Raw genomic sequence first — 26,062 nt, 5'->3', positions numbered from 1 at the left:
CGTATTCTAGAGGTCGCTGATCCGGTCTTCCGAATGCATCACGCGTTTGAGGGCTTCGCGCGCCGCCTCCAGCTCGGCCTGCCGCGCCGCGAGCTCTGCCTTGCGCCGGTCGATCTCGGCAATCATCCGTTCCACCGCGCCATGGCGGCGGGCAAGGCTCGCCCCGTCATATTCTTCGCCCGTCCGGTCGAGCGCTTTCAGGTTTTCACTGATCGCTGCAATCTCCGCCTCGATCCGGCGCACCTCCATCTGAAGGCTCAGCATGTCCTGCTCGGCCTTCTGCCGCTTGATGCCCACCAGGGTTTGAAGCTGGGCGGCCTGCTTGCGGGGAATGAGGGTCATGCGCCGCTCCTGAGCCGGTCAACAAACTGGATGGCAGCGGCCACCGCCGCGAAGTGTTCTGGAAGAATTTCCTCGTCCACCTCCACCATCGAATAGATCGAGCGGGTTGCAGGCGGATCGCTGTAGATCGGGATATTGCTCTCGATCGCCAGTTCCCGGATCTTCAGCGCCAGATGGTCCACGCCCTTGGCCACGCAGATGGGCGCCTTCTTGCTGTCGGGATCCCATTTCAGGGCGACGGCATAATGGGTCGGGTTCACCATAACCACCGTTGCCGTCTTCACATTCTGCATCATCTGGCCGCGCGAAATCTTGGTAGCCCGCTCGCGGCGCTGCTGGCGCATATAGGGGTCGCCCTCGCTCTGCTTGAGCTCCTTCTTCATGTCCTCGCGCGACATGCGCAGCTTGCTGGCATGAATGCGCCATTGCAGCGGCAGATCGAGCGCGGCCAGCACGAACTGGAAAGCGAAGAAATAAAGGATCAGCCGCAGGGCCTGATTGAACGTGAACTGATAGAAATCAGCCGTATCCACCGCTGCGGCGCCATAATAGTCCCGCGCGAACTGGTACAGGAACAGCGCCCCAAGCCCCCCGGCAAACAGCATCTTCACCGTGTCTTTCATGAAGTCGGTGAGGCCTTTGGTGCCATACTTGTTCTTGAGGTTCTCGGCCGGGTTGATCTTCTTGATGTCCGGCATGATTTTCTTGGCGGAGAAGGCAATCGACCGCTGGATGATCAGCGCCAGCAGCACCAGCGCCGCCATCACGATGAGCAGCGGCGCCAGCGCGATCAGTACCGTTCCCAGCCACATCCAGGTGGCGCCGCCATCGCCATTGAAGATGTCCTCGGCAAAGGCGTCGCCATGATAGAGGATACGCGAGAAGTCATCGAACAGGCGCGGGCCAACCACCGAGTTGAGGATAAGTGCCGCCACCAGGATGCCCAGCGTCAGTGCAAAGGCATTGGCCTCCTTCGACTGGGGAACATTGCCTTCCTGCCGCGCCTCGCGAAGGCGCTGCTCGGAGGCATCAAATTCCTTTTCGCCGCTCTCGTTATCCTGCTCGGCCATCGCTCTGTCCTACAGCCAACCGATAACCTGAAGCGCGCGGTCTTTCCAGATGATCAGCATGCCGGAAATCGAGATCGCCAGCAGCATCACCCCTGCCCCCACCATGAAGGGCGCGCCGACAAAGGCCACCATCAGCGACGGCAGCGCCTTGTTTATGAAACCCAGGCATATGTTGTAGAAAAGGTTTGCCGCTACAAATGGCCAGGCCAGCATCAGGGCGAAGCTCAAGGCAGAATAGAAGCTGCCATAGATCATCCCCCAGCTCACCTGCGCCACGTCGCCCAGCGGGATCTCGGCATAAAGCCGCATCAGCCCGTCCACGACAGCAATATGGTAGTTCGCCGTCAGCAGGATGACTGTCCCGGCCATTGACAGCATGTTGGAGGTCACCGTCTGCGCCTCATGTTCCAGCGCCACGCCGAGAAACTGCGCCAGCCCGATCGACTGCGCGATCACCGTTCCGGCAATCGTCAGCATCCAGACTGAGAGACGCAGCAGCGCCCCAAGCCCAAGGCCGATGATCACTTCGCTGCCAAGCAGCTGCAAAAGGTCTGCGAGCTTTTGCGCGTCGGGCGCTGGCACGGCGCCGGTCGAGGCAATCGCTGCCGAGAGGCCAAGTAATACGAACAGCCGCGTGCGCGCCGACATCACCTGGTCGCCGATGCCCGGCATCAGAAAGACGACGAAGGAGAGGCGCGCCACAACCGTCAGGAACAGCACGATCCACGGGCTCGCCTGCCCCAGATAGGGGGCGAGCACTTCCATCAGGCGACGCCGATGATGTACGGCTTGCTCTTGGCGTTGATCTCTTCATAGGCAACCACGGCATTGCGAATGCCCTTGCTCGCCAGAACGGTCTGCAGGAAACGCCGGCGGCGGGATGAGGTCGCCACCGCCGCGACGATCCCCTTCTGGGCCGTCTCGTTGAGTTTTGCCTGCACCGAATTGATCAGCTCCCCGAACACTTCCGGCGGCAGGGCGATATCCGATCCGCCATTTTCGTTGTTCACTTCATACTCGGCAAATTTCTGCTCCCAGCTGGTCGACAGCTGGATCAGCGGCAGACGGCCCTGATCGTCCTGCAGCCGGTCGACAATCTGGAAGGCCAGCCGCTGGCGGACGAGTTCAACAACCCGGGGCAAGGCAAGCCCCTGGGGCTTTGCTTCAGCCACGGTCTCGATGATCAGGAACAGGTTGCGGATCGGCACCCGCTCGGTCAGCAGCATGCGCAGGACCGACAGCAGCAGCTCCGGCGTCACCTTGCCCGGAATGTATTCGTCGAGGAACCGCTTGTTGGCGCCGGCCCGGTCGATGTCGGAAATGGCGGTCAGCGCTTCCAGCGTTTCCATCATCACCATCCGGGTAAAGACGAGCGAGAAGTTGGACTGGATCACTTCCAGCATATGCGTGGCGAGCACTTCAATCGGCTCGACCACCGGAACGGCGGCCGCAGCCAGCTCCTGCTTCTTGGCTGATGGCAACCAGCGGGCAGCGGCCTTGTAGACGGGCTCACGCACCTTTTCCCCGGACAAGTGCGGCAGCTGATTGTCTTCGATCAGCGCCAGAACCTGGCCTGGACGCAGAATGCCGGAATCCACCCGCACGCCCTGGATCCGGATGCGGTATTCATTCTTCTTCAGCGTCGGATTATCCGTCATCCGGATCGGCGGCAGGACGAAGCCATACTCTTCGGCGATATAGCGGCGGATCTTGTCGATCCGGCTTTCAAACCCGTTATCGCCGACCAGCACCATATTGACGAGGTCCGGTGCCACTTCGAGGTGGATTTCGTCCGCATAGATTGAATCGCCGATTTTGGGCGCCTTGGGCGCAGCGTCTTCTGGCTTGGCCGTCTCGGTGGCGGCCTTCTCGTCGGCTGCCTTCTTGATGAAATAGGCGCCCGCTGCAAGGCCGCCGGCGGCCGCAATGAAAGGCAGGAAGGGCAGACCCGGCAGCAGGGCGAAGATGGCGAGGATGCCGGCCACGATGTAAAGCGCCGTCGCATTTCCGGCCAGCTGCAGACCAAGCGCGCGGTCGATGGCGCCTTCTTCCCGGCCCTTCGACAGCAGAAGCGCGGCCGCCACAGACACAATGACCGCCGGGATCTGCGAAACCAGGCCATCGCCCACTGTCAGGATCGAATAGTTGTTCAGCGCTTCCACAACGCTCAACTGATGGGCAACCACGCCAAAGCCGATGCCGGCGATGAGGTTCAGCGCGGTGATCAGCAGGCCGGCAATTGCATCGCCCTTGACGAACTTCGATGCACCGTCCAGCGAGCCGAGGAAGGCGGCTTCTTCCTGTTCCCTCTGACGGCGGATCTTTGCTTCTTCGTGCGTGATCGCGCCCACCGCAAGATCGGAGTCGATGGCGAGCTGCTTGCCGGGCATGGCGTCCAGGGCGAAGCGCGCGCCAACTTCGGCCATCCGGCCAGCGCCCTTGGTGATGACCATGAAGTTCACGATCACCAGAACGCCGAACACGACGAGACCCACAAACAGGTTCCCGCCCATGATGAACATGGCGAAGCCTTCGATCACCCCGCCGGCCGCATTGGTGCCGGTGTGCCCTTCCCCGATGATCAGCTTGGTCGAGGAAACGTTGAGGGCCAGCCGCAACACCAGCGAGGCCAGCAGGATCGAAGGAAAGGAGGAGAAGTCGAGCGGCTTCTCCACGAAGATCACCGTGGTGAAGATCAGGATCGACAGGGCAAAGGACAGCGTCAGGCCAACATCCAGCACCCAGGCCGGCATCGGCAGGACCATCACGAGAATGATGGCCATCAGTCCCATGGCCAGCAGCGCGGTAGGCTTGGTGAAATTCAGAAGGCTCTGCATTGGCATCGGGGCGCGCTATCCGGCTATAATCGGCAACACCCAGTTATTGAACAGATCAAGGACAACCTTGGTCATATAACCGAGCGAAAGAAAGAAAACGACGAGGACCGCAAGGATCTTCGGAATGAAGGTGAGCGTCATTTCCTGAATGGAAGTAAGCGCCTGGATGAGGCCGATAACGAAGCCGACGATCAGCGTCACCGCCAGGATCGGCAGCCCCATCATTGCGGCGCCCCAAAGATGGGCCCGCAGGACCTCGAATATCTCACCCTCTGACATGTGATGGCCCCCCGCCGATGGTTCAGACCGGCATTCTCAGGAGTTCCTGATAGGCTTCCACCACCTTGTCGCGGATCGTGACCACGGCGTCGAGCATCAGCTCGGCATTCGTCAGCGCCTCAACCATTGCATGGGGGTCGGCGCCGGAAACAGCGGTCTGGATCGCTGTCTGCTCGGCTTCCTGCATGGTTGTGCGGAAGTCGGCGATGGATTCGGCAAACTTGCTGCCCGCCGCTTCCGGCGCCTGGCCGGCAGTTTTGGTGCCTTCTGCCGGACGCGGTGTATTGAGAGCTGTATACGGATTGAACCCCAGAGTTGACATCTACTGCCCTCCTCAACGGCGCAGAATATCCAGCAGGGAACGGTACATTGACCGGGCCTGCTGGAAGGAATTGAGATTAGCTTCATAAGACCGGTTGGCTTCCCGCATGTCGGCCAGCTCAGTCACGATCGAAACGTTGGACATGGTCACATACCCATCGGCATCGGCCATCGGGTGAGCGGGATTGTAGTCGCGCTTGCCCTCGGCCTCATCCAGCTGCACGCGAGAGGCCAGGAACTGGTCGCCGCTGGTCTGACGCGTTTCTTCGACCATCAGCAGCTTGCGCTTGTAGCCGGGCGTATCGGCATTGGAGATGTTCTCAGCCGTCACGCCCATGCGGCGGGACTGAAGCTCCATTCCGGAGACGGCCTGTTGCTGAGCAGCTTTAAGCGGATTCATGGTTTATCCCTCCTCAGCGTGACTTGCCCAGCGCGGTGCGCAGGAGATCAATGGATTTGGAGTAGACGGTCAGCGCCATATTGTGCTGGCCCATCGCCTCGGTGGAACTGAATATCTCCCGCTCAATGCTGACATTGTTCCCGTTCGGATCAGACGGCGCGGCTGAAATGCCAGTCTCGAAGCCGGAGGTAAGCCCCTGGGGGCCACCGGTGGGCATGGTCCGTGCGAGGAAAGCTTCGAAGCTCTCAATCTCGCCCGCCTTGAACCCGGGCACATCGGCATTGGCGACATTCGTGGCGCTGACCTTCTGGCTCTCGGCAGCATGCCGCGCCATCGCGCCATAGATCTGGAAAAGCTGGAGATCCGAAATCATGGGACAATTCACCAAGGTTAACCCTTTGGGAAAATGTTCGCATTAACTAAAGAACAGGTTAACAGAAATGCGGGATTTGTTTACTTGCAGGCATCCATGGCATCGCAGCCGAACCGGCTCTATCGTCTCTGGGGCACCGTCACCGATGTCGCCGCAGGCATGTTGCGCATTGCGGGCGTGAGCGAGCTTGCCGGCGTCGGTAACGAAATTGTTATTGAAAAACAGGGCCAAAAGATCCACGGCGAAATTCTGAGCGTTTCCGGCGACAGTGTTTCCGCCCTCCTCTATTCGGCTAGTGACATCATCCGCATCGGCGATGTGGTGCATATCGAGCAGGAAGCCCGGATCGAGCCGGGCGATCACTGGCTCGGCCAGATCATTAACTATCGCGGCGAAGTGGCCACCCAGCTGCCCGCAGGTGCGAGACTTGCGGCCCAGGGTATCAGCCGGCCCCTGCGCGCGCCGGCCCTTCCGGCCCATTTGCGCCGGCGGCTCGGCCCCCGCCTGGCCACCGGATGGATGGTCGCTGACACGCTACTGCCGATCTGCCGGGGGCAGCGGCTGGGCCTCTTTGCCGGATCGGGCGTCGGCAAATCCACTTTCCTGGGGTCCCTCGCCGCCGGGCTTGACGCCGACCGGGTGGTGATCGCCCTGATCGGCGAACGCTCCCGCGAGGTGGGTGAGTTCGTCGAGGTAAACCTGCCGCAGGCTGTCCGCCACAAGACGGTCATCGTCTCTGCCACAGCGAGCGAATCGCCCGGCGCCAAGAAACGCGCCGCCTACTGCGCGATGGCCACCGCCGAGCATTTCCGCGATCAGGGCCACAGCGTTCTCTTCCTGTTCGACTCGATCACCCGCTTTGCCGAGGCGCATCGTGAAGTGGCGCTGCTGGCCGGGGAGACCCCTGCCCTCAACGCCTTCCCCCCTTCCACCGTGCGCGTGATTGCCGAGCTGGCCGAGCGCGCCGGCCCAGGGACCGGCACCAAGGGCGACATCACCGGCATCTTCTCCGTTCTCGTCGCAGGCTCCGACCTTGAGGAACCAGTCGCCGACATGATCCGCGGCATTCTGGATGGCCACATCATCCTTTCCCGGAACATCGCCGAGCGCGGCCGCTATCCAGCCATCGATGTGCTCAAGAGCGTTTCCCGCGCGCTCCCCGCAGCGGCGACTGACTGGGAGAATGACATGCTGCGCGATTATCGCCGCATGGTTGCGCTTTACGATGAAATTGCCCCGATGCTGCGCGCCAGCCTTTTCGAATTCGGGCGCGACCCGGACGCCGACCGCGCCATCGCCCTCTATCCGGCACTGGACGCTTTTGTATCCACACGGAACGGGAATGGAATTGAAGCCGCCTTTGCGGCAATGGCCGGCATTCTAAATGCGGGCGCCCTGCCTGATCCTGCGCCGGAACAGACCGCGACACGCCCGCCGCCGCGTCCGCGCGGCTAGACGTTCCTAGAGAAAGCTCGAGAGAAAAAGATTCTGGCTGGCATTGCTGCCATAGCCATAGCTGCTCCCACCGCCCAGCAGGATCAGCGCTGCGGCGGCCGGTGAACTCGATGCGCTGCTTTCAGTGATCGACTTCATTGCGTGATAACGCACAACCATTTTGTCGATCAGTTCCGGAGAGGAAATTTCAGACAGCTTGGAAACGCCGAGAACCTTCTTGAGGCTGGACTTGATCATTTCCGCCTGCCGCTCGACCGGAAGCTTTGACGTGTCCGAAGGCAGATTAAGCGCGGTCTTCAACATGGTGTAGACCGGCACATCCCCCAGAATGCGATAAGCGATGGTGTCATCACTCGCGCCATTGGCGGTCATCACGCCAATCTCGTCATTGTAGTTGAGTGAGAGGCGCATGGAATCGTCGACATTGCCGATGGCAAGTTCGAATGAGCTGCGCTCGAAGCTGACGGCAATCGCGGCGATCTTCTCTTCACTGAGGTCGATCTTGCCATTCACCGGTGTCAGCGCCTTGGCGAAGGCAGTATATTTGGAATTGTTCAACCGCTGAAGGAAGGTGCTGTCGGGATTACCGACTTCTTCAAGCACCTTCTTGATGAAGCCCTTCTTCCATTCCTCACCGGAAAGATCGAATGCGGTCATTGTCGCGCGCACAAGCCGCGTATCTTTCAGGAAATCCTCAACCGAGATCGGCTGGGCGAACTTCTCGATCAGATAGTCGCGATCGTTGCGGACCTGCGGAGACTTGGTGTAGCTCTGCAGTTGCTTGTCATAGGTGGCCTGGAGGAATTTCCATCCTCCGATCCCTGACATTGGAACGACCGGCTGAAACGCCATCTCAGGCGACCTTGCTTTCCTTGCGCATATCGAGAAGCTGTTCTTCCAGCGCCAGAACCTGCCGCAGATGGCACAGCGCCGAATAATAATTGCCGCGACTGAGCATGGATCTCAGCAGCGGGATCAGATCCGCATTGAGCGGCTTGAAAATGTCGAGCAGCTGAATGCAGGCTTCATCCAGCGCGGGCAGCGTGTCTTCCTCTTTCAGGTCGCCAGTGATCAGCAGCTGGATGGCGTAATAGACGCGCTTGACCGGCGTATTGACTTCGCTCGGATGCATGGCATCGCGCACGCGCAGCACGCGGGCGTCGCCCTCAACCACACGGATGCGGGCAGGTTTGTCGCCATTCTCAAGGGTCGCGCCGTTGATGATGAAGCGTTCACCCGGCGCAATTTTCAGAACCAGTCCAGACATCAGATAACCTCCTGCTCTACTGATGAGGCCGAGCCATCCAGGCCGGCCAGGATTGTCCGGTTCACCTCGATGATATCGGCAAGGCCATCGGCCCCGGCAAGAACCTGCATCGAAGTGCGGCGGACGAATTCGGAAAGCGAGAAGAGACCCGCCTTGGTCTCGCTTGGAAGGGCGTTCTCGGGACTGAGAACATCCGCAGCGATGATCGACCAGAGCTGAAGGTTGCGATGGATCGCATCGCCCCATTCGCCGGGATTCTCGCCATTATTGTCGTGAACCGTCTGAAGCGCCTGGGTGATCTGTTCGAAGACAGCGATTTCAAGCGCACGACCGGTCGCAGTCCTCTGCGTTACCTGGCCATAGGCCTTATATGCCAAAGCCTGCAAGATGCCCCTCCTGGGTATCTGATGAATAGCCCCGGACGCCGAAACGCCCGGGACGATTGGTTGCCGAATTCATGGTTCCGGCCACCGAAGCGGCCGGAACTGAAAGGTCTGTTAGCGGAAGAGCGACAGCAGCGTCTGCGGAGCCTGGTTCGCAATCGACAGCGCCTGGACGCCGAGCTGTTGCTGAACCTGAAGGGCCTGCAGTTTTGCCGAAGCAGCTTCCATGTCCGTGTCGGTCAGGCTGCCGATACCGGTGGTCATCGAGTCGATCAGCGTCTGGACGAACTCGGACTGGCCGGTGATGCGGTTCTGCGAAGAACCAAAGGCAGCAGCCGCATCGATTGCGGTGTTGAGCAGGGTTTCGATCGTCGTCAGAGCGGCGGTTGCACCAGCCGACGTGGTCACGTCGATCGTGTTGAGGTTGCCCAGGCCACCAGCCGACACACCAGCCGTACCACCCGTTGCCGTCACAGCAGTAACGCTGAGGGCAGCAGCAGAGTTGTTGGTGATCTGAATTTCGTCGCCGCTACGAACAACAGAATAGTTCGTCTCGCCGGTAGCAGCAAAGAAGGTGGAGATCTGGTTGGCAAGGCTGGCAGCCACCGACTCGGCACTGTCAGAGGCGCTGGCGACGTATTCGAAGCTGCGCTGACCCATCGTGTTGTTGGTCGCCGTGTCGCTGAGCGTCAGGCGATAGCTGTTGCCATCGGCAACAGACGCCACCGAGATGGTTTGCGTGGCGGCGGCGCCGACCGAAGCAGCGGTACCAGCGGCGGTGCCGCCGTTGTTCAGGATCGAGGTGTTGGTAACAGCCGTGGCGCCGAAGGTTGCGGCAGAGCCGGTGTTGGAAACCGAGAGGTCCTTGCGGGCAACAGAGATGTAGGAGGTCGACACCGAACCCGAAGACGAACGGTCGAGCGAAGCCAGAACGTTCACGTCGGCGGTCGAGGAGCCGTTGATCAGGTTGAGGCCGTTGAACTGAGCGGCGCTGACATAGCCTTCGATCAGCGAGATTTTCTCGGCGATGTCGGTCTGATATTTCGCGCGGTCAACGTTCTCGCCCTGGGCCTGAACGATCAGGGTTTTGATGTCCTGAAGAGTTTCGGTCACTTTCTCAGCAGCCGAACGGGCGGTGCCAACCGTCGACGAACCGAGGTTCAGCGAGTCGGTGATGGCTTTGAACGAGGCAACGTCGGTCGACATGACCGTCGAAACGGCCCAGATCGCAGCGTTGTCTTTTGCCGTCGAAACTTTCTTGCCGGTGGCGATTTCGTTCTGAACGGTTTCGAGATTGCGGTTGATGTTACGCAGGGTCTCGAGGGCGACCATCGAGCTGTTATTGGTCAGGATGCTAGACATCTATCTATCCATTCTTGTGTGCCACAATTTTTGTATAGTGGCTTGCTTGTTGAAAAAACGCGTCGTCCTGACGTTGGAGCCGTAGCCCCGAACTTTCGTAGTTCCACACACACTGTCGTAAACGAGAGCGATAAATGTAGAGTTAATCGCGTTATACCCTTTTGAGGTATTGCCCGGTCGCGTTGGAGAAGGCGATCTGGCGCCCTCCCTGCTGGTAGGAACCGACAAACACATCATCGGCCGGGCGCTCGAATCTGGCGATCAGGCTGCGCACGCCGTTGCGGACTGCATTGAGCAGCTGCGCATTTTCCTCCGATAACTGAAGAACGTCCTTAACAAGCAACCGGGTTGCGGCCGATACGGCGACCGGCCCGCGCCCCGTTATGGCGCCCTCGAAGGCTTCCAGGGCGGCAAGCTTCTCACCACTAAGGTCGGCAGCTTCCCGAACCTGGCCGGTCATCAGAAGGTCCCGCTCCGCAATCAGGATATCTTCAAGATCAAGAGCGGTGCTTTGAATTTGCGCTTCGCTCATCCCTCGTTACCCTTCATGAGGATGCCGGTGTCTGCGGGGGCCTGAGCGGACGTGATATCGTCCACCCTGCGGGCAAGGCCCAGGGGATGGGTCTCGGCCAGATCCGCGGCGATCGCCTCCACGACATATCTGGAAAAGGCAGACGCTGCTTCGCCCCCCCCCAGGGTGAGGGATTTTTCAAGCCCTGCATGGCTCAACATCTCGGCCCAGAGCATCTGTTCGAATCGCTTGCCGATCTCGGAGCGGTCTTCACCTGACGGCGAAACAGACTTCCCTTCCCCCGCCGTCCCCGTCAGAGGGGCTGTCGCTGCAGGCATTGTGGATGAGATCATGGCCGGCTCCGAAAATTTATTCCGCCTGGGGAGCATCAGATGCCCGGCGGTTTAACGCATATTTTACGGGGCATGGTTGTAGATAGGTTAATACAAGACATAGGTGGAAGGCAGGATGACTTTCTCCGTTGATCCGGACTTCTGGCTTTTTCAGCCAGGTTCACGGCAGGATGCAATGGCCCGCAGCGAAACGGGCGAAGGGCGCGGCAAGGAATTTGCCAGCAGCCTTTTTGCTGTGTCCCTTCCGCCGGCGCTGAGCGCCGACCTCGCCGCTGGCGACAGCGAAACCCTGATACCGGCGGCACTGAGCCTGGAGCAGGCGCCCCCTCCAGGAAAGGCGCCGGCCATAGGGCAGGCCGCCCCCTCCCTCCCGGCTGAAGATCTGGAAATGCTCGCGCCCAACATTTCGGAACCTGACTTGGAAGCCGGCACGGTGGTCAGCGCCCCGGCAGCCATCCCTGCCGCGCAGGAACAAGCTGATCAGGAAATTCCGCCCGCGCAGCCTCCGGCCGAAGCTCTGCCCGCTTCCTCTGAAGTCTCCGAGCGTGCAGGCGGTGCTGATCCGCCCGAACCGTCTGGCAAAACGCTTACAACTGGCGAGACCGATCCGGCTGAAACGCCGACGGAAGACATCGCAGAAAGCGCGCCTGCGCAGGAAATTGCCGAAGCACCCGCCCCGCCGCCGGAAGTCGCAGCCGCCATGATGGCCGCGTCAGCCCCCCTTCCCGCTCAGGCCCTGCCCAGCAAAATCCGGATTGAAGAGGCCGCGCCGATCCCGCCAAGCCTTCCTGCCCGGGAAAAGACACCGGCAGAAAGCGCTGCCCCCACAGCCCCGCGGTCCCGCAGCGCGCTGCCAGCTTCGGCTGAAGCAGGCATCCAGGCCGAACTCACCCCGGACGCCCCAGCCGCAGACGCTTCCGGCAGCATGGCCCCCACAATGGGCACCATCACCGCGCAGGCAGGCACAGGCAGCGACCTGAATGCCGACACCGCGGCGCCGCAATCACAGCAGATCTCATTGTTTTCAGGCGCCGCTGGCCAGGCCCCCTCCATTTCCCCGGTGACCTCCGCTCTGGCCACGGCCCAAATGATGCCGACACATGCCGTGCTCACAGCCACGGCGACACAGCTTCCCGATATTGTCGCCCGCGCCACCAGCGATGGGCAGGACGACCGGGTGGTAGTCCAGCTCGACCCGCCGGAACTCGGCCGCATCTCGATCGATTTCAAATTTGATGCCCAGGGCCTTCAGCATGTGACCATCACCGCCGAAAGCCTGGAAGCCATGCGCCAGCTGCGTCTCATGCATTTCGAATTGGTGCAGGCGCTGGAGCGCAACGGGCTGTCAGGCCAGAATATGAGCTTCCAGCACCAGAACCCGCAGCAGAATGAAGGCTGGGGCCAGCAGGCAAAACTCGCCGGTGGCCGGTTTGACACCCCCGCCCTTACAAACAGCGGACTGATGATCGCCGCTGACAGTTCCACTCACCGCCAGATCGCTTCCAGCGGCCGGCTGGATATCAGGCTTTAGGAGCCCAAAATGACGACGATCAGCAATTATACGGGCGCCACCTACCAGAACACCTCCACGACGAGCTCGAACAACCAGATGGGCTCGGAGTATAACAGCTTCATCAAGCTCCTGACGGCGCAAGTGCGAAATCAGGACCCGCTCTCCCCGATGGACTCCACCCAGTTCGTCGAACAGCTGGCCACTTTCTCCAGCCTCGAACAGTTGGTGAATTCCAACACCGCCCTGGCGAGCATTGCGTCCATGATCAGTGATCTGAACGGGCTTATGGCGAGCCAATGGCTCGGCGAAGAGGTGACCTTTGCCTCGTCATGGATGCCCTACACGGGAAGCCCGGCAACTTATTCCTATGAAGCGCCCCAGGGAACCACGAAAAGCGTGCTCACGGTCAAGGACGCGGACGGGAACGCCGTCTGGACCGAAACTCTGGACCCGGAAAAGACAGTCTTCAGCTGGAATGGGCAACTGACCAGCGGCGGGGTAGCCACCGAAGACAAGATGTATGAATTCGTGATCGATTATTATGAAGACAATGCCTTCAAGGGCACGGCTGTCCCGAACGTCATCACGAAGGTAACCGACATTGTCAGCGAAGGCGGCACGCTGCGCCTCGGCACGGCGTCCGGTCTGACCGTGGATCTGGCCCAAGCCCGCAAACTGTAATCTAGATCCGGGAGGGTAGAGCCCCTCTCCCGGACAGTGCTCAGAGAGCCTGACTCAGAGGTCCTGACGGGCGATATCCAGAATCAGGATGTTCTTGATCCCCATTCCCGGGAATTTCTTCTGCAGATTGCCGAGGATCAGGGAGCGGACGGTTTCATAGTTCTCGATGCTGGTCATGGACTGGAAGGTCCGGCCATCACCGCTGATTTCAATCAGGGTGGTCATCACCACATCCCTCAGCACAGGCTCCTGAGAGAAAAGCTTGTCCGACGCAGATGCATCGGCCTCGATATTGATATTGAGGATGACAAGACTTGCGACGCGCTCGTGCTGGATGATCGGGACAACGAATTCCCGGCTGAACCGGAAATAGGTTACACCGGAGCTGCTGCTGGAGCCACCATGGCTATCCTTGCCGGCTTTCTTGTCGCCGCCATGGGAGTCTTTCTTTTCCTTTTCCTTCGGCGCGCCGTGGCCGTCGTCTTCGGACTTCTCCTCACCATGCGCCTTGTCTGGTGTTGCAGAGGCAGCAGCCGCCTCTCCGCTACCCCCGCGGAGCATATGTCCGCCTACGCCGCCAATGACGACACAGATAACGGCAATCAGGGCAGTGATGATGTTTTTCATCCGGAGTCTCTAGAAAGGAATGATCTTGTCGATGATCTTGGTGCCGGCTTTCCGGTCAGTTGCAGAGGCAGCGTCGCCATTGCTGACATAAGCGAGCTTGGCGTCGGCAATCTTGTCATAGGTCACCGTGTTCATGCGGGTGACATCCTGGGCCCGGATAACGCCGGAGACTGTCAGATAGCGGACCTCATTGCTGACCCGTGACTGCTGATACCCGTGAATAATGAGGTTGCCGTTCGGCTCGACGCCCACCACGCGCGCGGCGAGCGTGAAGGTGACTTTCTCGGCGCGCCGCACAGCGCCCGAACCATTCTGGCTGGAATTGCGCGCCACATCGAGGCCGGGCGAGAGGCTCGCGCCGCCGGGGAGCACACCATTTGCCCATTCGGGAAGACCGAACATGGCATTGACGCTCATATCGTCGCTGGAATCCCGGCTGCGAGAGAGAGAGCTCTGCACGCTGGCCTGATCGTTCATCTCAACAACGACCGTCAGGAGATCGCCCACTTCCTTGGCGCGCCGCATACTGAGCAGCGCGGTGGGGGTGGTGGTCCAGAGCGAGGCGTTCTGTGCATCCGGATCGGCCGGCTCGGGCACCGCGCCGGGATAGCCGGTATAGGGCGCAGGCGGAGCATAGTCCGGCGCAGGCTGGGCGGAACTGGCACAGGCGGCGGCCGCGAGTGCAACGAAAGGCAGGGAGAACATGGTTTTCATTGTGCGAGGACCCATCCGTTTTCCTGAACAATTCCCTGAACCAGTTGCCGAGACTGCAGGTTCAGAACGGTAACCGGCTCATTGAGGGCAGCTTCCCCCATCGCGCGGCCAGTGGTGGAAATTTCAAGACCGCCCGCGATGTATTTCACGGTGACGATCTGGTTGCGCGCCACAAGCCGGGCAGGACGCGTATTGTCCATGGTGACCGGCTGGCCGGCATAGATTGTGCGTCTGGCTTCGCGGCCGACGACCGGCTCATCCAGGGATACAGCCACGCCGGTATCTGCAGTGGCATTTCCCGGGGTGACGAGATCCCCTGCCCGGATCACTTCGGAAGCGACCAGGGAAGAAGCGTTTGACAGGGACAGGAAGGCGCTGAAACCAATGGCGAGGAGAGAGCTCATGACGCTACCTCAACCGCGTGGTTGCAGACAGCATCTCATCAGATGCCGTGATCACCTTGGAGTTCAGCTCATAGCCGCGCTGAGCCTCGATGAGGTCAGCGATCTCCTTGACCACGTCCACGGCTGAGTCTTCGATATAGCCCTGACGCAGGAAGCCCATACCCTCAGACCCGGGAACAAGCCGGTTGGGCGGGCCGGATGCTTCGGTTTCCCGGAACATGTTGTCCCCCATCGCCTCAAGCCCCTTCTCGTTGACGAAGCGAACGAGCGAAATGTTGCCGATGGCCTGGCCTTGGGTTTCATTATCGAAATAAGCAACCACTTCCCCGTCCCGGCTGATCGAGATGCGACGGGCATCCGCCGGGATGACAATCCCATCCGCAAGCGGAAAGCCATCGGAGGTGACGATTTCGCCATCGGCGCTGCGGGTGAGCTTGCCATCGCGCGTGAAGGCTGGCTCTCCGGATGGCAGGGTCACTTCAAGGTAACCGCTGCCGTCAATGGCGACATCCAGCTCCGATTTCGTTTCCCGAAGGGCCCCTTGGGTCAGCTGCATGGAAACTGTGGTGGGGCGAACCCCTGTACCCAGCTGAATCCCTGCGGGCACAACAGTGCCCACCTGGGACGTGATCGTGCCGGGGGTCAGGTATTGCTGGTACATGAGATCGGAAAATTCGGCCGTCCTCGGACGATAGGCCGTCGTGCTCATGTTGGCGATGTTGTTCGAGATAACTTCCACCCGCATCTGTTGGGCGGCCATCCCGGACGCGGCAATCTGCAATGACTTCATAGGCGTCTCCTACACCTGCTTAAACGGTTCAACGTTCGCGCACAGCTGTGATCAGCTGGCTGATGCGCTGGTCCTCCCTCTCAAGAAGTGCCTGGCCCGCCTCATAGGCGCGCTGGACTTCGATCATCCGGGCCACTTCCAGTACCGGCGAAACATTCGATTGCTCAAGCGCGCCCTGGACAAGCTTTGCGTCCTGCGCCTGAACCGTACCGCCATCGGCGGAGAAATAGGTGTTGGAATCGCGTCTGAGTTCGCCATCGGCGGTCATGATTCCAAGCTGGTCGATGATCTGGCCATTGCCCGAGATCGTTCCGTCTTCACCGAACTTCACATCAAGCACGTCATCAGGAATTGTTATCGGGTTTCCACCCGCGCTGAGCACGGCGTTACCATGCATATCGACGAGTTGGCCGGCCGAAGACAGCTGGAAATGGCCAGCGCGCGTCAGGCGCTCCCCCTGCGGAGTATCCACCCTGAAAAAGCCCTCTCCCTGAATGGCGAGATCAAACCGGCCTCCAGTGAAATTGAGGCCACCCTGCTCCATCACGAATGTGTGGCCGCCCAGCGCGCCCATCGAAAGCGACTGATCGGCAGAATTGCCAGTCGAAACCAGGAATTCGGTGAAGACGGCCTTGTCGGATTTGTAGCCGGTCGTGCTGGAGTTGGCGAGGTTGTTGGCAACCGCCTGCATTTCCTGCATCAGGCCCTGCTGGCGCGTCAGGGTTGTATAGACTGGGCTAGACATTCAGTTCCCCTCCCCTTCGAGAGATTCCAGCGCCATGCGCGTCGACATCAGCCGCTCCCCCATGCCTGCCATGGTCGCAGGAGACGGTCCGGATACTTCGCCGGAAGCCGCCCGCTTCAGATCCAGAACCCGCTTCACCCGCACGGCCCGGGCTTCGTCGTTAATCTCTCTGGCGGTGGAATACACACTGGCTGGAACAATCCAACGCCGGCTGGCGGCGTCATGCTCGATCAGCATCAGGACAGTATCGGCGTCCAGCTTGAGGCGGCCGGTAAACTGTTGAACCTGAGCGGCGTCGTTGGCGTCGATGGCGCTGAGCGCGGCCACCAGCCCAATCTGGGGATTTGAGGGATTGGCCTGCGCTAGCTGGAAGACAGCGGGATAATCCTTCAGCCGGTAAGCCAGCGTCGCGCGTTGCTCGGCCACCGCTTCTCCCGGCTGTGTCTTGCGGGAAAGCTCGTCTGCCAGGGAGGCAAAGCCCAGGCGCACCGCTTTCAGGGTCGCCTCTTCATAAAGAGCCGTGCGTTGATCGTGATCGTCCAGAAGTCCCGTTTCCACCGATAGCGCTTCGATCGCGGCAAGGTTCTGAAGCGGGTCGGCGCTTGTCAGGTCGCGCTGAAGGGCGCTCACGAAATGATCGCGGATCTCGCCCTGCACAACGTCGCTCTGCATGTTCTCGCGCGCCGCCATCTCCATCATCGTCATGTACCGCGACCCTGCACTGAGTTCATCGAGTACGAACTTCATGCTGGCACGGATATCTTCCTCATGCTTGGACTGCTCGATCTTGAGCAGCATGCTGTCGAGGAGAAGCGCCTTGAGCGGCGGATCGATAACGCGGCGATGACGGATCAGCGTCAGAAGCGCTTCTTCCTGGAACCGGCCCTGCAGAAGGAATGTCCGGATAAGGATTTCCGCCTCGCTGCTGCCCTGCCCCAGCGCGAGGATGGCGCTAGCGAACTGAAGCTGCGTGGAATCCCGCAGATCATTGCTCGAAAACGAAGCCAGCATTTTCTGCGACAGGAACCGCCCATCGGTCCGGTCGAGCGCGGGGACAGCCAGCGCCGTTACGCTCGTGCGCAACTGCAATGGCAGATGCCGGTATTCACTGAACCATTTGTCGACATAGGCCGTGCCTGCCGATTGCCCATCAACCAGCAGCGCAACCCCGAGCCAGAACTCGCCGCGCTCATGACAGCGCGCAAATCCTTGAAAATAAGAAACATTAGGCCGGGTTCGGCCATCCAGAAGCAAGGCCACTTCGCGCAGGGCAACTTCATCCGGGCTGTCCGGGTTGCGCAGGTTCATTACCGCCTCAGAGCCCATATCCAGCGCGATATACGCTCTGGCGAGACGCGGGTCATCCGTAGACGCCTCACCGCTCACCTGAAGCTGGCTGCGATAATTCAGGATGTCGGCATAACTGGCGGCCGCTTCGAACTCGGAGAAATCCAGCGGATAGGTTTCGCCGCAGATCACTGCGCCGCCAGCCTTGGGGATATCAACGCTCCCCTCCCCCGCCGGCGACGCCTCGGCACTCGCCGCGCCGCGGGCCGCGCCCGATCCGGCAGGCGCCAGCAGGCCCTCATCGATTGCATCCCGGACGAACTGGTTGAGCTCGGTCGAGAGCTCCTGCTTTCGCGCGTCTGGCTCCGCCGTCTTTTCCGCCGGTTTGGCAGCAAGGACGGGCGGAGCCAGCAGAGCGCCGCAAAGAAGAAGCCAGACGTATCGCCTCATGCCGCCTGCTTGAGCCCCCTCACAGCCTGCTCGATTTCATCGAAGGATGGGCGCACACGGGCCGGCGCCTGACGGCGCGCTACCTCTACGCAGATGTTGACGGGGTTCTTGTGCAGGTTCGACACCAGCACCTGACCAATCATTGAATAGAAGAGATGTTCTTCGCTGCGGATCGTCTTCACGCGTGCCGCAAACGGTCCGACCACACCATAAGCGAGGAACACGCCGAGGAAGGTACCGACAAGGGCGCCGCCGATCATGCCACCGAGAACTTCCGGCGGCTTGTCGATCGACGCCATCGTTTTGATAACACCCAGAACGGCCGCAACGATGCCGAGTGCCGGAAGCGCGTCTGCCATCTGCTGGAGCGCGTGAGAGCCGTGCAGCTTCTCTTCCAGAAGACTTTCCAGGTGCTTGTCGAGCAGCTCTTCGACCTGATGCACATTGTCAAAGTTCATGATCATCGAGCGGATCGTGTCGCAGATCATCTCGATGGCTTCATGATCCTTCAGGATGCGCGGGTATTTTGTGAAGATCGCCGACTCATTCGGCGCTTCGATATGCGGTTCGATATCGACGGGGTTCTGCTTCAGGATGTGCAGCAGCTCATGCATCAGCAGGAGCAGATCTTGATAGTCGTTCTTCTTCCATTTCGGGCCAGCGAAAGCCGCAGCAACGTCGCCGCCGGTATGCTTGACTGTGTTGAAATCGTTGGACGCAAGGAAGGCGCCGGTTGCCGCGCCCCCAATCATCATCATCTCAAATGGAAGGGAATGCAGGATAATTCCCAATTTGCCCCCGGCCAGCATATAGCCGCCGAAGACCATCACCATGGTGACCACCAGGCCTAGTATCGCGTTCAAGTGCCTATCTCCGTGTACCAAAAACCGCGCCACTCTTTTTGCTGGTGGCTGCGGGCAGTCATTCTTCCTTGCTACATCTTCGCGACTTCCTGCGTGAAGGGTTCGAGCACGGGCTGTTTGAGCTTCAGCGCGCGCTGGCGCTTCCAAACTCCCATTTCACATTGCCCGATCTCAATTTGTCCGTTGACGGTCTCGGCATTCAGACGGATCGATCCGGGATCGGTGTCTGGCAGCGGAATGAGATCGCCCACTTTCAGGCGAGAGCATTCGCCGATCGTCATTGATATTTTGTCAAGAACCGCCTCAACCTTTATCGAAGAGCTCATAACGCTCTCCCGCAGCAGCCTGGAAGCTGGCGGACGCCTGTGCTCTGCCGCGCGCCGTTCGGCCTCATGCGCGCAGCCCATGAGATAGTCGAGATCGAATACGAGCCATATCTGCGACTGAACGGCTTCCGGCATCACCGTATAGCCAATGATCAGATACCGGCTGTCAGCTTCAAAGTTGCCGGCGGCCTGTGCCGGCTCAGACAGAGGAGACGTTACCGTCTCGGCCTGGTGGCCCTCAAGCGAAGCGGCAGCGGCCCGCCACAAGGCAACGGCGGGCGCCTCGAACATCAGCTTCAGGAACAGTGCGGAGGCTTCCTTGGCACTTTCAAAGTCCTGACTCAGCCGCCTGGCCACAACACGAGCCGCGCCCGCGCCATCTGTGGCAATTGCGCACAGACCCGGCGAAAGCTTTGAATTAAAGAAGAAAGTTGTCCGCTGATCGAGCGCCTCGATTGCGCTGGCGCCTGAATACACACGGCGAATTTCCGGCGCCGGCGGAACGCTGCCGTCCAGCGCCTGCGCGGCCCAGCCGGAAACGGATTGGTGAATCGCGCTCCAGAAATCATGGTAACGCAGGATTGTCGGAGGTAATCCCGACCCTGCCCCCATCTTCTTTCTCAGCACCGACGACATATCCCCACCCTTCCGGGATGAATGCGATTCCAACGACTCTTAGTGCTGCCCAATTGGTTGAAGAATGGTTATCGCAAAGCCCCGATCCTTACCTCTGTCTTACGCTCTTAATTGAGCATGCGATGGTAAAAGCACCCCCAGCAGAAGCAGAACTGGTGGTTGAAATGGGCACGGACTCCTCAGCACAAGGACCGACCATTATTAAGCGTAAGAAGGTCTACAAGGCGGACGGCCATCATGGCGGCGCCTGGAAAGTAGCCTATGCTGACTTCGTGACCGCCATGATGGCGTTCTTCCTTCTCATGTGGCTGCTGAACGCCACAACCGAAGAACAGCGCAAGGGTATCGCCGACTATTTCAGCCCCACCATCCCGATCAGCCGGATTTCCGGCGGCGGGTCTGACGGTCTTAACGGCTCGTCGATCTTTGCCGAAAACACCTATGCCAAGATGGGCATGGGCGCCAATCGCAAGGAAAGCGTCGAAAACCCCTCCTTTGGCGACAGCAAACAACGAGATTCCGAAAGCGAAGCCGCAGACGCTACGGCGAAACAGGCCGAGGAAAGGCAGATCGCTGCCGAACTGCAGGAACTCAAGGAGTCCCTTGGCGAACAGAGCCGCCAGCTTTCCGAGCACCTGCTGATCAAGATGTCTGCAGAAGGCATCGTTCTGGAGATCACCGATTCGGAAAGCACCCCCCTCTTCCCGCTTGGCCGCAGTGAGCCCTCCGACACGATGATGCAACTGATGGACGTGGTCGCTGAGGCGTTCGGCGAATTTGACAATGACATCAAGATCGTCGGCCATACCGATAGCCACCGTTACCGCAACGGCGCCATCTACGATAACTGGAACCTGTCTGCCGACCGCGCCAATGCGGCGCGCCGCCTGCTGGAACGGGCCGGTGTTCCTGGAGACCGCATCCGCGAGGTATCCGGCAAGGCTGACACCGATCCGTTGGTCAAGGAAGATACGCAAGCGGCCCAGAACCGCAGGATTTCCATCACGATACTGACGGAGTAGCGCGAGGCCTCCGCCGAATGCGTTTCCAGAAGATTAACAAACTCCGCTAACACCAGTTATCGGCTTATTTACGAGTTGCCTTCAATTTGCGTCATTATCTGACGCAGGAGCAACCAGATATGAGCATCTCATCCTCCCTGAACGCGGGGGTAATGGGGCTGAGTGTCAATGGCACACGCCTCGCCACCATTTCCGATAACATCGCAAACTCGGGTACCTACGGCTACAAGCGCAGCGCCGTGGACTTCTCCAGCATGGTGCTGCAGCAGAAATCCTCCGCCTATGCTGCCGGCGGCGTACGTGTCGATACGTACAAGGATATCTCCGCTACGGGTTCGCTGATCCGCACCGGCAGCGCCACAGATGTGGCAGTCTCCGGACGGGGCCTGCTCCCGGTCACCGACATTGGCGGCATCAACTCGCTTGCCTCCAACCGCAATCTGATGCTCACACCCACCGGCTCTTTCTATGCCGATGAAAACGGCTTCCTGAGAACCCAGAGCGGCCTCTTCCTGCTTGGCTGGCCAGCCGATTCAGCTGGCGAAGTCGGCAATGTCAGCCGCAACAGCGGCGTCAACCTTGTGCCCGTCAACATCGCGACCTCGCAGTTCAACGCCACGCCGACTTCCAGCATCGAGCTGGGGATCAACATTCCGGCCGATGCGACCACTGCCGGCGCCTCCAGTGACCCCTACCTCCTGCCGGTCGAGTATTTCGACAACCTTGGCCGCGCGCAGACAGTCACCTTCCAGTTCACACCGAACGTCCCGGCGAGCGGCTCGAGCAATGAGTGGACTGTCCAGATTTTCGACAGCGCCGGCAACCCTGCCACCTCTATTGGCGATCTCGATCTCACCTTTAACGACACGCCATCGGCGGGCGGGCGCATCGCCGCGGCTACCGCCTCCAACGGCGCCATCTATGATCCGGCAACCGGCCGCGTCTCGATCAACCTCGACCACGGCCCCGTGGAAGTGTTCATTGGCCGCCCGAATGACAGCGCCGGCATCACCCAGCTTGCCGCCTCCTTCGCGCCGACCGCGGTGACGAAGAATGGCTCGCCCATTGGTGACCTGCAGTCGATCGAGATCGACGAGCAGGGCTTCCTGCAAGCGATCTATGACAAGGGCTTCCGCCGCACGCTTTATCAGATCCCGGTGGGCGACGTGCCCAACATGAACGGGCTCCGGGCGCTCGATTCTCAGGCCTATTCTGTCTCGAACTCCAGCGGCAATCTCTATCTCTGGGACGCAGGCAGCGGCCCGGTCGGCAGCCTCTCCGGCTACTCGCTGATGGAGTCCACCACGGACATCGCAGCCGAGCTTACAGATCTGATCGAAACGCAACGCGCCTATTCGTCAAACGCGAAGATTGTTCAGACCGTTGATGAGATGCTTCAGGAAACCACCAACCTGAAACGCTGACAGGCGAAGACAGGAGCGCTTCCTAAGTGAGCATCTCAGCTGCCATCCTTGCCGCACGATCCGGTCTTCAGGTCACCAGCCAGAAGGCCGAAATCGTTGCCACCAACGTCGCCAATGCCAGCACGCCGGGCTATGTCCGGCGGTCGCTGGTGGTGGGCGAACTGGTGCAGGGCTCCCAGACATCCGGCGTCGTCTCGCTGGGCGTTTCCAGAGCCGGCGACGACATTATCAAGGGTCAGCGCCGCGAACTCACCAGCGATGTTGCCCAGGCAACCGTGCTGGCCTCCACATGGCAGTCCCTGTCCCAGCGTGTCGGCAGCACCGCCTCCGGGACGGGGCTGTTCAATACCTTCTCGAACTTTGAATCGGCGCTGCGCGCTTCGGTCACCTCGCCGGAATCCACGGCGACGGCAACCTCCCTGCTGGACGCGGCCAAATCCGTCGCAAGGGAACTCAACAGCCTTTCCAGCTATGCCGCGCAAGCCCGCGCCGAAGCGGATAGCGAAATTGCGCAGGGCGTAGAGACGGTCAACGCCGCCCTTAAACAAATTCAGGATCTCAACAAGCGCATTTCCAGCATCGACCGGACCAGCGAACAGGCCGCCACCCTGATGGATGAGCGCCAGCGGGTTCTTGATACGATTGCGCAATACCTGCCGATCCAGACGGTTCAGCGGGAATACGGAGCAATTGATGTGCTGACGCCGGAGGGTGTCTACCTCATCAATGGCAGCACGGCCCAGCAGCTTCAGTTCTCCCCCTCCTCCACATTTACCTCCGAGCAGACCCTCGCTGATGGCGACCTGTCGGGAATAAGCGTGGGCGGCATCAACCTCACGCCCGGCTCGACCTCCTTCGGCGCTGTCTCCGGGGGCATGCTTGGCGCGCTGTTCACGCTGCGCGACCAGGATATTCCGGCCTTCATGGACCAGCTGGACATGGTGGCCAACGATATCATCACCCGCCTGTCGGACGATGCGATTGACCCCACCAAGACACCCGGCGCGCAGGGCCTGTTTGTCGATCCCGCAGGATCTGGCACGTTGGGCCTGGCATCGCGCATCTCGGTAAACGCCGCCGTTGATCCAGCCCAGGGAGGCCAGATATCCCGCCTGCGGGATGGCCTGGAGGCAACCACTGAAGGACCGCCGGGCAATTCATCAATCCTGTCGGCGATGTTTGACGCCTTCACCCAGATCAAATCTATGAACTCCAACGGCATTCAGGGCGCCTTCTCCGCCAGCGACCTGGCCGCGCAGCTTTCCTCGGTTGTCGGCCAGAAACGTGTCCATCAGGATTCCGTGCTCGCCTCGACCCAGGCGCAGCACCTGACGCTGGTGGAAGCCGAACAGTCGCAGACCGGCGTGAATGTCGACCAGGAAATGGAATCCCTCTTGCTGATCGAGCAGGCCTATGCCGCCAATGCGCGGGTCATTCAGGTGGCCCGTGACATGATCAGTATTCTGATGGAGCTTTGATCCTCATGCGCATCATCCCTCCCAACAGCATCGTTTCCGCCTCTTTTACGCAAAATATTGCCGATCTGCGCGCGCGGGCCACTGTGGTTGCCGAAGAATCGGTCACAGGCCAGTATGCCGATCTCACCAAACACCTTGGCGGGCGTATTGGCGACGCCATGATCGGCAAGAAGGCTCTGAACGACATCGAAGACCAGCGCAGTCTTCTCGGCGTTCGGCAGGGCCGTCTCGATCTCGTCCAGAAGAGCCTCGCCGGCATTCAGGACCGCGTGGACGGCCTCGCCACCCAGATGCTGAGCGCCATTGGCACTGGGGACTATCACGGCCAGAGCGTGGTGGCGCGGGACGCAAAGGCTGCGCTCACGGATGTGTTCACAGCGCTCAATGGCCGCCATGGAGACCGGTTCCTGTTCTCCGGCGACGAGACGGCCACACAGCCTTTCGCGGGTACTGAGCAGCTTCTTGCCGACCTTCGCACGATAGCCGGTACCGCTACCGATGCGGCCGATTTTGAGACGCAGCTCGACGATTATTTCTACTCCGCAACCGGTGGGTGGCAGACCAGCATCTATCGGGGCTCCTCGGTTGCCACCGACCCTGACAGCGTGACAGCCACCGACCCCGCCCTCGTTGAACTGATCTCTGGCCTGGCCATCATGGCCCTCAGCGGCTCCGAGGACAATCTCGCGCTTTTCCAGCAGAACCCGGAAATTGCACGCAGCGGGGCGGAGCGCTTGAGCTCTGGCACAACCTCGCTCGTGAACCTGCGGGCAGATGTGGGCATCATTCAGGAGCGGGTCGCCAAGTCACTGGAAACTCTCGATACTGAACAGACGATCCTCAATAGCGTTTATAACAATATGGTCGGACGCGATCAGTATGATGCAGCCTCCGAGCTGAAGCAACTCGAGGCAAGCCTGGAGGCAGCTTATGTGCTCACCTCCCGCCTGTCGAACCTTAGCCTCCTGAACTTCCTGAGGTAATCCGATGAAATGGTCTTCTTGGCTGATCGCCGCCGCCCTCGCCATATCGCCCTGCCTCATCACCGCCCCGGCGAATGCTCAGGCCCGCATTCGGGATGTGGTGGATGTTCAGGGTGTCCGCGACAACGATCTCGTCGGCTACGGCATCGTCGTGGGCCTCAATGGCACGGGAGATACCGTCCGCAACTCACCGTTCACGGAAGATTCCCTCACCCATATGCTGGAACGCCTCGGCGTCAACGTGCAGGGCGAACAGATCAAACCCAAGAACGTTGCCGCCGTGCTCGTCACGGCCTCCCTGCCCCCCTTTGCACGCAACGGGTCGAGCATTGACGTCAACATTGCCTCTATCGGGGACGCGACCAGCCTTGAAGGCGGCACCCTGATCCTCACGCCGCTCAAGGCTGGTGATAACGAGATCTACGCCGTTGCGCAGGGCACGATCATCGTTAGCGGCATTGACGTGAAGGCTCAGGGCGCACGCGAAACACGCGGCTCCCCCACCACCGGATCGGTGCCCAATGGCGCCAAGGTAGAGCGGGAGGTCAATTACGACTTCAATCGCAATCAGCAGATCTCCCTTGCCCTGCGCTCACCCGACTTTACCACCGCGGCCCGCATCGAGGACACGATCAACGCCGCCATGGGCATCCCGCTTGCCTCCATGCGCGATCCCGGCACTATTGAACTCGACCTGCGCGGCATTTCCGAATCCCCTGCCCGCCTCCTCGCCAGCATCGAGAATCTCCCCGTACAAGTCGCAACACCGGCCCGTATCGTGATCGACGAGAAATCCGGCACCATCGTGCTCGGAGAAGATGTGACCATCTCCCGCGTGGCGATTGCGCAGGGCAATATCGCCATCAAGGTCCGGGAGACGCCGGTCGCCTCGCAGCCCAACCCCTTCGCCCGGGGCGAATCGATCGTGCTGCCCCGCTCGGAAATCACCATTACCCAGACAGGCAGCAACAATATCGCCATGCTGGAGCCAAATGTGACGCTTTCCCAGCTGATTGCCGGCCTCAATGCCCTCGGCGTATCTCCCCAGGAGATGGCCGATATCATCCGCTCAATGAAGGCCGCCGGCGCCATTCACGCTGATCTCGTGATCCGCTAGGCTTCCCCGCATCCGGAAAAACAAAGAAGGCCGGGCAGTCCGTCCGGCC

At 60.3% G+C, this 26,062-nt stretch carries 30 protein-coding genes; 8 read left to right on the top strand and 22 right to left on the bottom strand.

Annotated features, from left to right (window positions below):
* Window positions 1-6: 6 nt before the first annotated feature.
* From HPO_RS14305 to HPO_RS14270, 8 genes are read right to left on the bottom strand one after another with little or no spacing between them, the layout of a single operon-like run.
* Window positions 7-342 (bottom strand): HAD family hydrolase, encoded by a 336-nt coding sequence (locus HPO_RS14305; RefSeq protein ID WP_035600166.1) that lies wholly within the window; start codon window positions 340-342, stop codon window positions 7-9.
* Window positions 339-1,412, bottom strand: coding sequence for an EscU/YscU/HrcU family type III secretion system export apparatus switch protein (locus HPO_RS14300; RefSeq protein WP_035600164.1), 1,074 nt, complete (start codon window positions 1,410-1,412; stop codon window positions 339-341). Before HPO_RS14300 ends, HPO_RS14305 begins: the two co-directional genes overlap by 4 nt.
* A gap of 9 nt (window positions 1,413-1,421) precedes the next feature.
* Window positions 1,422-2,177 (bottom strand): flagellar biosynthetic protein FliR, encoded by a 756-nt coding sequence (locus tag HPO_RS14295; RefSeq protein ID WP_241767927.1) that lies wholly within the window; start codon window positions 2,175-2,177, stop codon window positions 1,422-1,424.
* A complete protein-coding gene (locus HPO_RS14290) occupies window positions 2,177-4,255 on the bottom strand; it encodes a flagellar biosynthesis protein FlhA (RefSeq protein ID WP_035600161.1) in 2,079 nt (692 codons plus the stop codon). The genes HPO_RS14295 and HPO_RS14290 overlap by 1 nt, the downstream gene beginning before the upstream one ends.
* A 9-nt stretch (window positions 4,256-4,264) precedes the next feature.
* A complete protein-coding gene (locus HPO_RS14285; protein WP_035600159.1) occupies window positions 4,265-4,528 on the bottom strand; it encodes a flagellar biosynthetic protein FliQ in 264 nt (87 codons plus the stop codon).
* 22 nt (window positions 4,529-4,550) lie between these two features.
* Window positions 4,551-4,850: a flagellar hook-basal body complex protein FliE gene (gene fliE, locus HPO_RS14280; RefSeq protein ID WP_084324340.1), complete on the bottom strand. Its 300-nt coding sequence runs from the start codon at window positions 4,848-4,850 to the stop codon at window positions 4,551-4,553.
* A gap of 12 nt (window positions 4,851-4,862) precedes the next feature.
* Window positions 4,863-5,249 carry a flagellar basal body rod C-terminal domain-containing protein gene (locus tag HPO_RS14275; RefSeq protein ID WP_035600157.1) on the bottom strand — a complete coding sequence of 129 codons (387 nt, stop codon included), beginning with the start codon at window positions 5,247-5,249 and terminating at the stop codon, window positions 4,863-4,865.
* 13 nt (window positions 5,250-5,262) lie between these two features.
* Window positions 5,263-5,622: a FlgB family protein gene (locus tag HPO_RS14270; RefSeq protein ID WP_233349097.1), complete on the bottom strand. Its 360-nt coding sequence runs from the start codon at window positions 5,620-5,622 to the stop codon at window positions 5,263-5,265.
* 96 nt (window positions 5,623-5,718) lie between these two features.
* Here HPO_RS14270 and fliI point away from each other — a divergent pair, with 96 nt between their 5' ends.
* Window positions 5,719-7,077 (top strand): ATP synthase, encoded by a 1,359-nt coding sequence (fliI, locus tag HPO_RS14265; RefSeq protein WP_035600155.1) that lies wholly within the window; start codon window positions 5,719-5,721, stop codon window positions 7,075-7,077.
* 6 nt (window positions 7,078-7,083) lie between these two features.
* Here fliI and HPO_RS14260 read toward each other — a convergent pair whose 3' ends face one another.
* The 6 genes from HPO_RS14260 to HPO_RS14235 all read right to left on the bottom strand — a co-directional run bounded on the left by HPO_RS14260 (window position 7,084) and on the right by HPO_RS14235 (window position 10,953).
* Window positions 7,084-7,905: a DUF1217 domain-containing protein gene (locus HPO_RS14260; RefSeq protein ID WP_233349095.1), complete on the bottom strand. Its 822-nt coding sequence runs from the start codon at window positions 7,903-7,905 to the stop codon at window positions 7,084-7,086.
* A gap of 25 nt (window positions 7,906-7,930) precedes the next feature.
* Entirely contained in the window at window positions 7,931-8,344 is a 414-nt protein-coding gene (locus HPO_RS14255; RefSeq protein ID WP_035600151.1) for a flagellar biosynthesis repressor FlbT, read from the bottom strand.
* Complete coding sequence (gene flaF, locus HPO_RS14250) at window positions 8,344-8,730, bottom strand: flagellar biosynthesis regulator FlaF (protein ID WP_051612644.1); 387 nt, start codon at window positions 8,728-8,730, stop codon at window positions 8,344-8,346. Before flaF ends, HPO_RS14255 begins: the two co-directional genes overlap by 1 nt.
* A 111-nt stretch (window positions 8,731-8,841) precedes the next feature.
* Window positions 8,842-10,089 (bottom strand): flagellin, encoded by a 1,248-nt coding sequence (locus tag HPO_RS14245; protein WP_035600150.1) that lies wholly within the window; start codon window positions 10,087-10,089, stop codon window positions 8,842-8,844.
* Window positions 10,090-10,240: 151 nt separating this feature from the next.
* Window positions 10,241-10,621 (bottom strand): hypothetical protein, encoded by a 381-nt coding sequence (locus HPO_RS14240; RefSeq protein ID WP_035600148.1) that lies wholly within the window; start codon window positions 10,619-10,621, stop codon window positions 10,241-10,243.
* Window positions 10,618-10,953, bottom strand: coding sequence for a hypothetical protein (locus HPO_RS14235; RefSeq protein ID WP_035600145.1), 336 nt, complete (start codon window positions 10,951-10,953; stop codon window positions 10,618-10,620). Before HPO_RS14235 ends, HPO_RS14240 begins: the two co-directional genes overlap by 4 nt.
* 175 nt (window positions 10,954-11,128) lie before the next feature.
* On the opposite strand from HPO_RS14235, the gene HPO_RS14230 reads away from it, so the two are divergent.
* Both HPO_RS14230 and HPO_RS14225 read left to right on the top strand, forming a co-directional pair.
* Complete coding sequence (locus HPO_RS14230) at window positions 11,129-12,484, top strand: flagellar hook-length control protein FliK (RefSeq protein WP_162174051.1); 1,356 nt, start codon at window positions 11,129-11,131, stop codon at window positions 12,482-12,484.
* Between the two features lie 9 nt (window positions 12,485-12,493).
* Window positions 12,494-13,147, top strand: a complete 654-nt coding sequence (locus HPO_RS14225; RefSeq protein WP_035600141.1) for a flagellar hook assembly protein FlgD — start codon at window positions 12,494-12,496, stop codon at window positions 13,145-13,147.
* Between the two features lie 54 nt (window positions 13,148-13,201).
* Here HPO_RS14225 and HPO_RS14220 read toward each other — a convergent pair whose 3' ends face one another.
* From HPO_RS14220 to HPO_RS14185, 8 genes are all read right to left on the bottom strand, one after another.
* The gene (locus HPO_RS14220; protein ID WP_035600140.1) at window positions 13,202-13,774 is read right to left on the bottom strand and encodes a flagellar basal body-associated FliL family protein; all 573 of its coding nucleotides are present in this window, start codon (window positions 13,772-13,774) and stop codon (window positions 13,202-13,204) included.
* Between the two features lie 9 nt (window positions 13,775-13,783).
* Complete coding sequence (locus tag HPO_RS14215; RefSeq protein ID WP_035600139.1) at window positions 13,784-14,503, bottom strand: flagellar basal body L-ring protein FlgH; 720 nt, start codon at window positions 14,501-14,503, stop codon at window positions 13,784-13,786.
* Window positions 14,485-14,892 (bottom strand): flagellar basal body P-ring formation chaperone FlgA, encoded by a 408-nt coding sequence (flgA, locus tag HPO_RS14210; protein ID WP_035600136.1) that lies wholly within the window; start codon window positions 14,890-14,892, stop codon window positions 14,485-14,487. The genes HPO_RS14215 and flgA overlap by 19 nt, the downstream gene beginning before the upstream one ends.
* Window positions 14,893-14,896: 4 nt before the next feature.
* Window positions 14,897-15,682: a flagellar basal-body rod protein FlgG gene (gene flgG / locus HPO_RS14205; RefSeq protein WP_035600135.1), complete on the bottom strand. Its 786-nt coding sequence runs from the start codon at window positions 15,680-15,682 to the stop codon at window positions 14,897-14,899.
* A gap of 28 nt (window positions 15,683-15,710) precedes the next feature.
* Window positions 15,711-16,427 (bottom strand): flagellar hook-basal body complex protein, encoded by a 717-nt coding sequence (locus HPO_RS14200; protein WP_035600133.1) that lies wholly within the window; start codon window positions 16,425-16,427, stop codon window positions 15,711-15,713.
* Window positions 16,428-18,164: a hypothetical protein gene (locus HPO_RS14195; protein ID WP_035600131.1), complete on the bottom strand. Its 1,737-nt coding sequence runs from the start codon at window positions 18,162-18,164 to the stop codon at window positions 16,428-16,430.
* Window positions 18,161-19,027 carry a flagellar motor stator protein MotA gene (motA, locus tag HPO_RS14190; RefSeq protein WP_084324338.1) on the bottom strand — a complete coding sequence of 289 codons (867 nt, stop codon included), beginning with the start codon at window positions 19,025-19,027 and terminating at the stop codon, window positions 18,161-18,163. The genes HPO_RS14195 and motA overlap by 4 nt, the downstream gene beginning before the upstream one ends.
* Window positions 19,028-19,098: 71 nt before the next feature.
* On the bottom strand, window positions 19,099-19,980 hold the full coding sequence (locus HPO_RS14185) for a FliM/FliN family flagellar motor switch protein (protein WP_162174050.1): 882 nt from the start codon (window positions 19,978-19,980) through the stop codon (window positions 19,099-19,101).
* Window positions 19,981-20,111: 131 nt separating this feature from the next.
* On the opposite strand from HPO_RS14185, the gene HPO_RS14180 reads away from it, so the two are divergent.
* The 5 genes from HPO_RS14180 (at window position 20,112) to HPO_RS14160 (ending at window position 26,013) form a co-directional block, all read left to right on the top strand.
* On the top strand, window positions 20,112-21,011 hold the full coding sequence (locus tag HPO_RS14180; protein ID WP_241767926.1) for a flagellar motor protein MotB: 900 nt from the start codon (window positions 20,112-20,114) through the stop codon (window positions 21,009-21,011).
* Between the two features lie 119 nt (window positions 21,012-21,130).
* Window positions 21,131-22,435 (top strand): flagellar hook protein FlgE, encoded by a 1,305-nt coding sequence (locus HPO_RS14175; RefSeq protein WP_084324337.1) that lies wholly within the window; start codon window positions 21,131-21,133, stop codon window positions 22,433-22,435.
* A 26-nt stretch (window positions 22,436-22,461) separates the two neighbouring features.
* Complete coding sequence (gene flgK, locus HPO_RS14170) at window positions 22,462-23,913, top strand: flagellar hook-associated protein FlgK (RefSeq protein ID WP_035600129.1); 1,452 nt, start codon at window positions 22,462-22,464, stop codon at window positions 23,911-23,913.
* A gap of 5 nt (window positions 23,914-23,918) precedes the next feature.
* Window positions 23,919-24,896, top strand: a complete 978-nt coding sequence (locus HPO_RS14165; protein WP_035600128.1) for a flagellin — start codon at window positions 23,919-23,921, stop codon at window positions 24,894-24,896.
* A 22-nt stretch (window positions 24,897-24,918) separates the two neighbouring features.
* Window positions 24,919-26,013 carry a flagellar basal body P-ring protein FlgI gene (locus HPO_RS14160; protein ID WP_051612646.1) on the top strand — a complete coding sequence of 365 codons (1,095 nt, stop codon included), beginning with the start codon at window positions 24,919-24,921 and terminating at the stop codon, window positions 26,011-26,013.
* Window positions 26,014-26,062 lie beyond the last annotated feature (49 nt).

It is taken from the genome of Hyphomonas polymorpha PS728, from assembly GCF_000685315.1.
Classification (GTDB): domain Bacteria; phylum Pseudomonadota; class Alphaproteobacteria; order Caulobacterales; family Hyphomonadaceae; genus Hyphomonas; species Hyphomonas polymorpha.
The sequence above is the reverse complement of the archived record's forward strand: the minus strand, read 5'-3'. Positions and strand labels throughout refer to the sequence as shown.

Coding starts and splice junctions, on each gene's coding strand:
- HPO_RS14305 (WP_035600166.1), bottom strand. CDS start 342: ATGACCCTCATTCCCCGCAAGCAGGCCGCCCAGCTTCAAACCCTGGTG.
- HPO_RS14300 (WP_035600164.1), bottom strand. CDS start 1,412: ATGGCCGAGCAGGATAACGAGAGCGGCGAAAAGGAATTTGATGCCTCC.
- HPO_RS14295 (WP_241767927.1), bottom strand. CDS start 2,177: ATGGAAGTGCTCGCCCCCTATCTGGGGCAGGCGAGCCCGTGGATCGTG.
- HPO_RS14290 (WP_035600161.1), bottom strand. CDS start 4,255: ATGCCAATGCAGAGCCTTCTGAATTTCACCAAGCCTACCGCGCTGCTG.
- HPO_RS14285 (WP_035600159.1), bottom strand. CDS start 4,528: ATGTCAGAGGGTGAGATATTCGAGGTCCTGCGGGCCCATCTTTGGGGC.
- fliE (WP_084324340.1), bottom strand. CDS start 4,850: ATGTCAACTCTGGGGTTCAATCCGTATACAGCTCTCAATACACCGCGT.
- HPO_RS14275 (WP_035600157.1), bottom strand. CDS start 5,249: ATGAATCCGCTTAAAGCTGCTCAGCAACAGGCCGTCTCCGGAATGGAG.
- HPO_RS14270 (WP_233349097.1), bottom strand. CDS start 5,622: ATGATTTCGGATCTCCAGCTTTTCCAGATCTATGGCGCGATGGCGCGG.
- fliI (WP_035600155.1), top strand. CDS start 5,719: ATGGCATCGCAGCCGAACCGGCTCTATCGTCTCTGGGGCACCGTCACC.
- HPO_RS14260 (WP_233349095.1), bottom strand. CDS start 7,905: ATGTCAGGGATCGGAGGATGGAAATTCCTCCAGGCCACCTATGACAAG.
- HPO_RS14255 (WP_035600151.1), bottom strand. CDS start 8,344: ATGTCTGGACTGGTTCTGAAAATTGCGCCGGGTGAACGCTTCATCATC.
- HPO_RS14245 (WP_035600150.1), bottom strand. CDS start 10,089: ATGTCTAGCATCCTGACCAATAACAGCTCGATGGTCGCCCTCGAGACC.
- HPO_RS14240 (WP_035600148.1), bottom strand. CDS start 10,621: ATGAGCGAAGCGCAAATTCAAAGCACCGCTCTTGATCTTGAAGATATC.
- HPO_RS14235 (WP_035600145.1), bottom strand. CDS start 10,953: ATGATCTCATCCACAATGCCTGCAGCGACAGCCCCTCTGACGGGGACG.
- HPO_RS14230 (WP_162174051.1), top strand. CDS start 11,129: ATGGCCCGCAGCGAAACGGGCGAAGGGCGCGGCAAGGAATTTGCCAGC.
- HPO_RS14225 (WP_035600141.1), top strand. CDS start 12,494: ATGACGACGATCAGCAATTATACGGGCGCCACCTACCAGAACACCTCC.
- HPO_RS14220 (WP_035600140.1), bottom strand. CDS start 13,774: ATGAAAAACATCATCACTGCCCTGATTGCCGTTATCTGTGTCGTCATT.
- HPO_RS14215 (WP_035600139.1), bottom strand. CDS start 14,503: ATGGGTCCTCGCACAATGAAAACCATGTTCTCCCTGCCTTTCGTTGCA.
- flgA (WP_035600136.1), bottom strand. CDS start 14,892: ATGAGCTCTCTCCTCGCCATTGGTTTCAGCGCCTTCCTGTCCCTGTCA.
- flgG (WP_035600135.1), bottom strand. CDS start 15,682: ATGAAGTCATTGCAGATTGCCGCGTCCGGGATGGCCGCCCAACAGATG.
- HPO_RS14200 (WP_035600133.1), bottom strand. CDS start 16,427: ATGTCTAGCCCAGTCTATACAACCCTGACGCGCCAGCAGGGCCTGATG.
- HPO_RS14195 (WP_035600131.1), bottom strand. CDS start 18,164: ATGAGGCGATACGTCTGGCTTCTTCTTTGCGGCGCTCTGCTGGCTCCG.
- HPO_RS14180 (WP_241767926.1), top strand. CDS start 20,112: ATGGTAAAAGCACCCCCAGCAGAAGCAGAACTGGTGGTTGAAATGGGC.
- HPO_RS14175 (WP_084324337.1), top strand. CDS start 21,131: ATGAGCATCTCATCCTCCCTGAACGCGGGGGTAATGGGGCTGAGTGTC.
- HPO_RS14165 (WP_035600128.1), top strand. CDS start 23,919: ATGCGCATCATCCCTCCCAACAGCATCGTTTCCGCCTCTTTTACGCAA.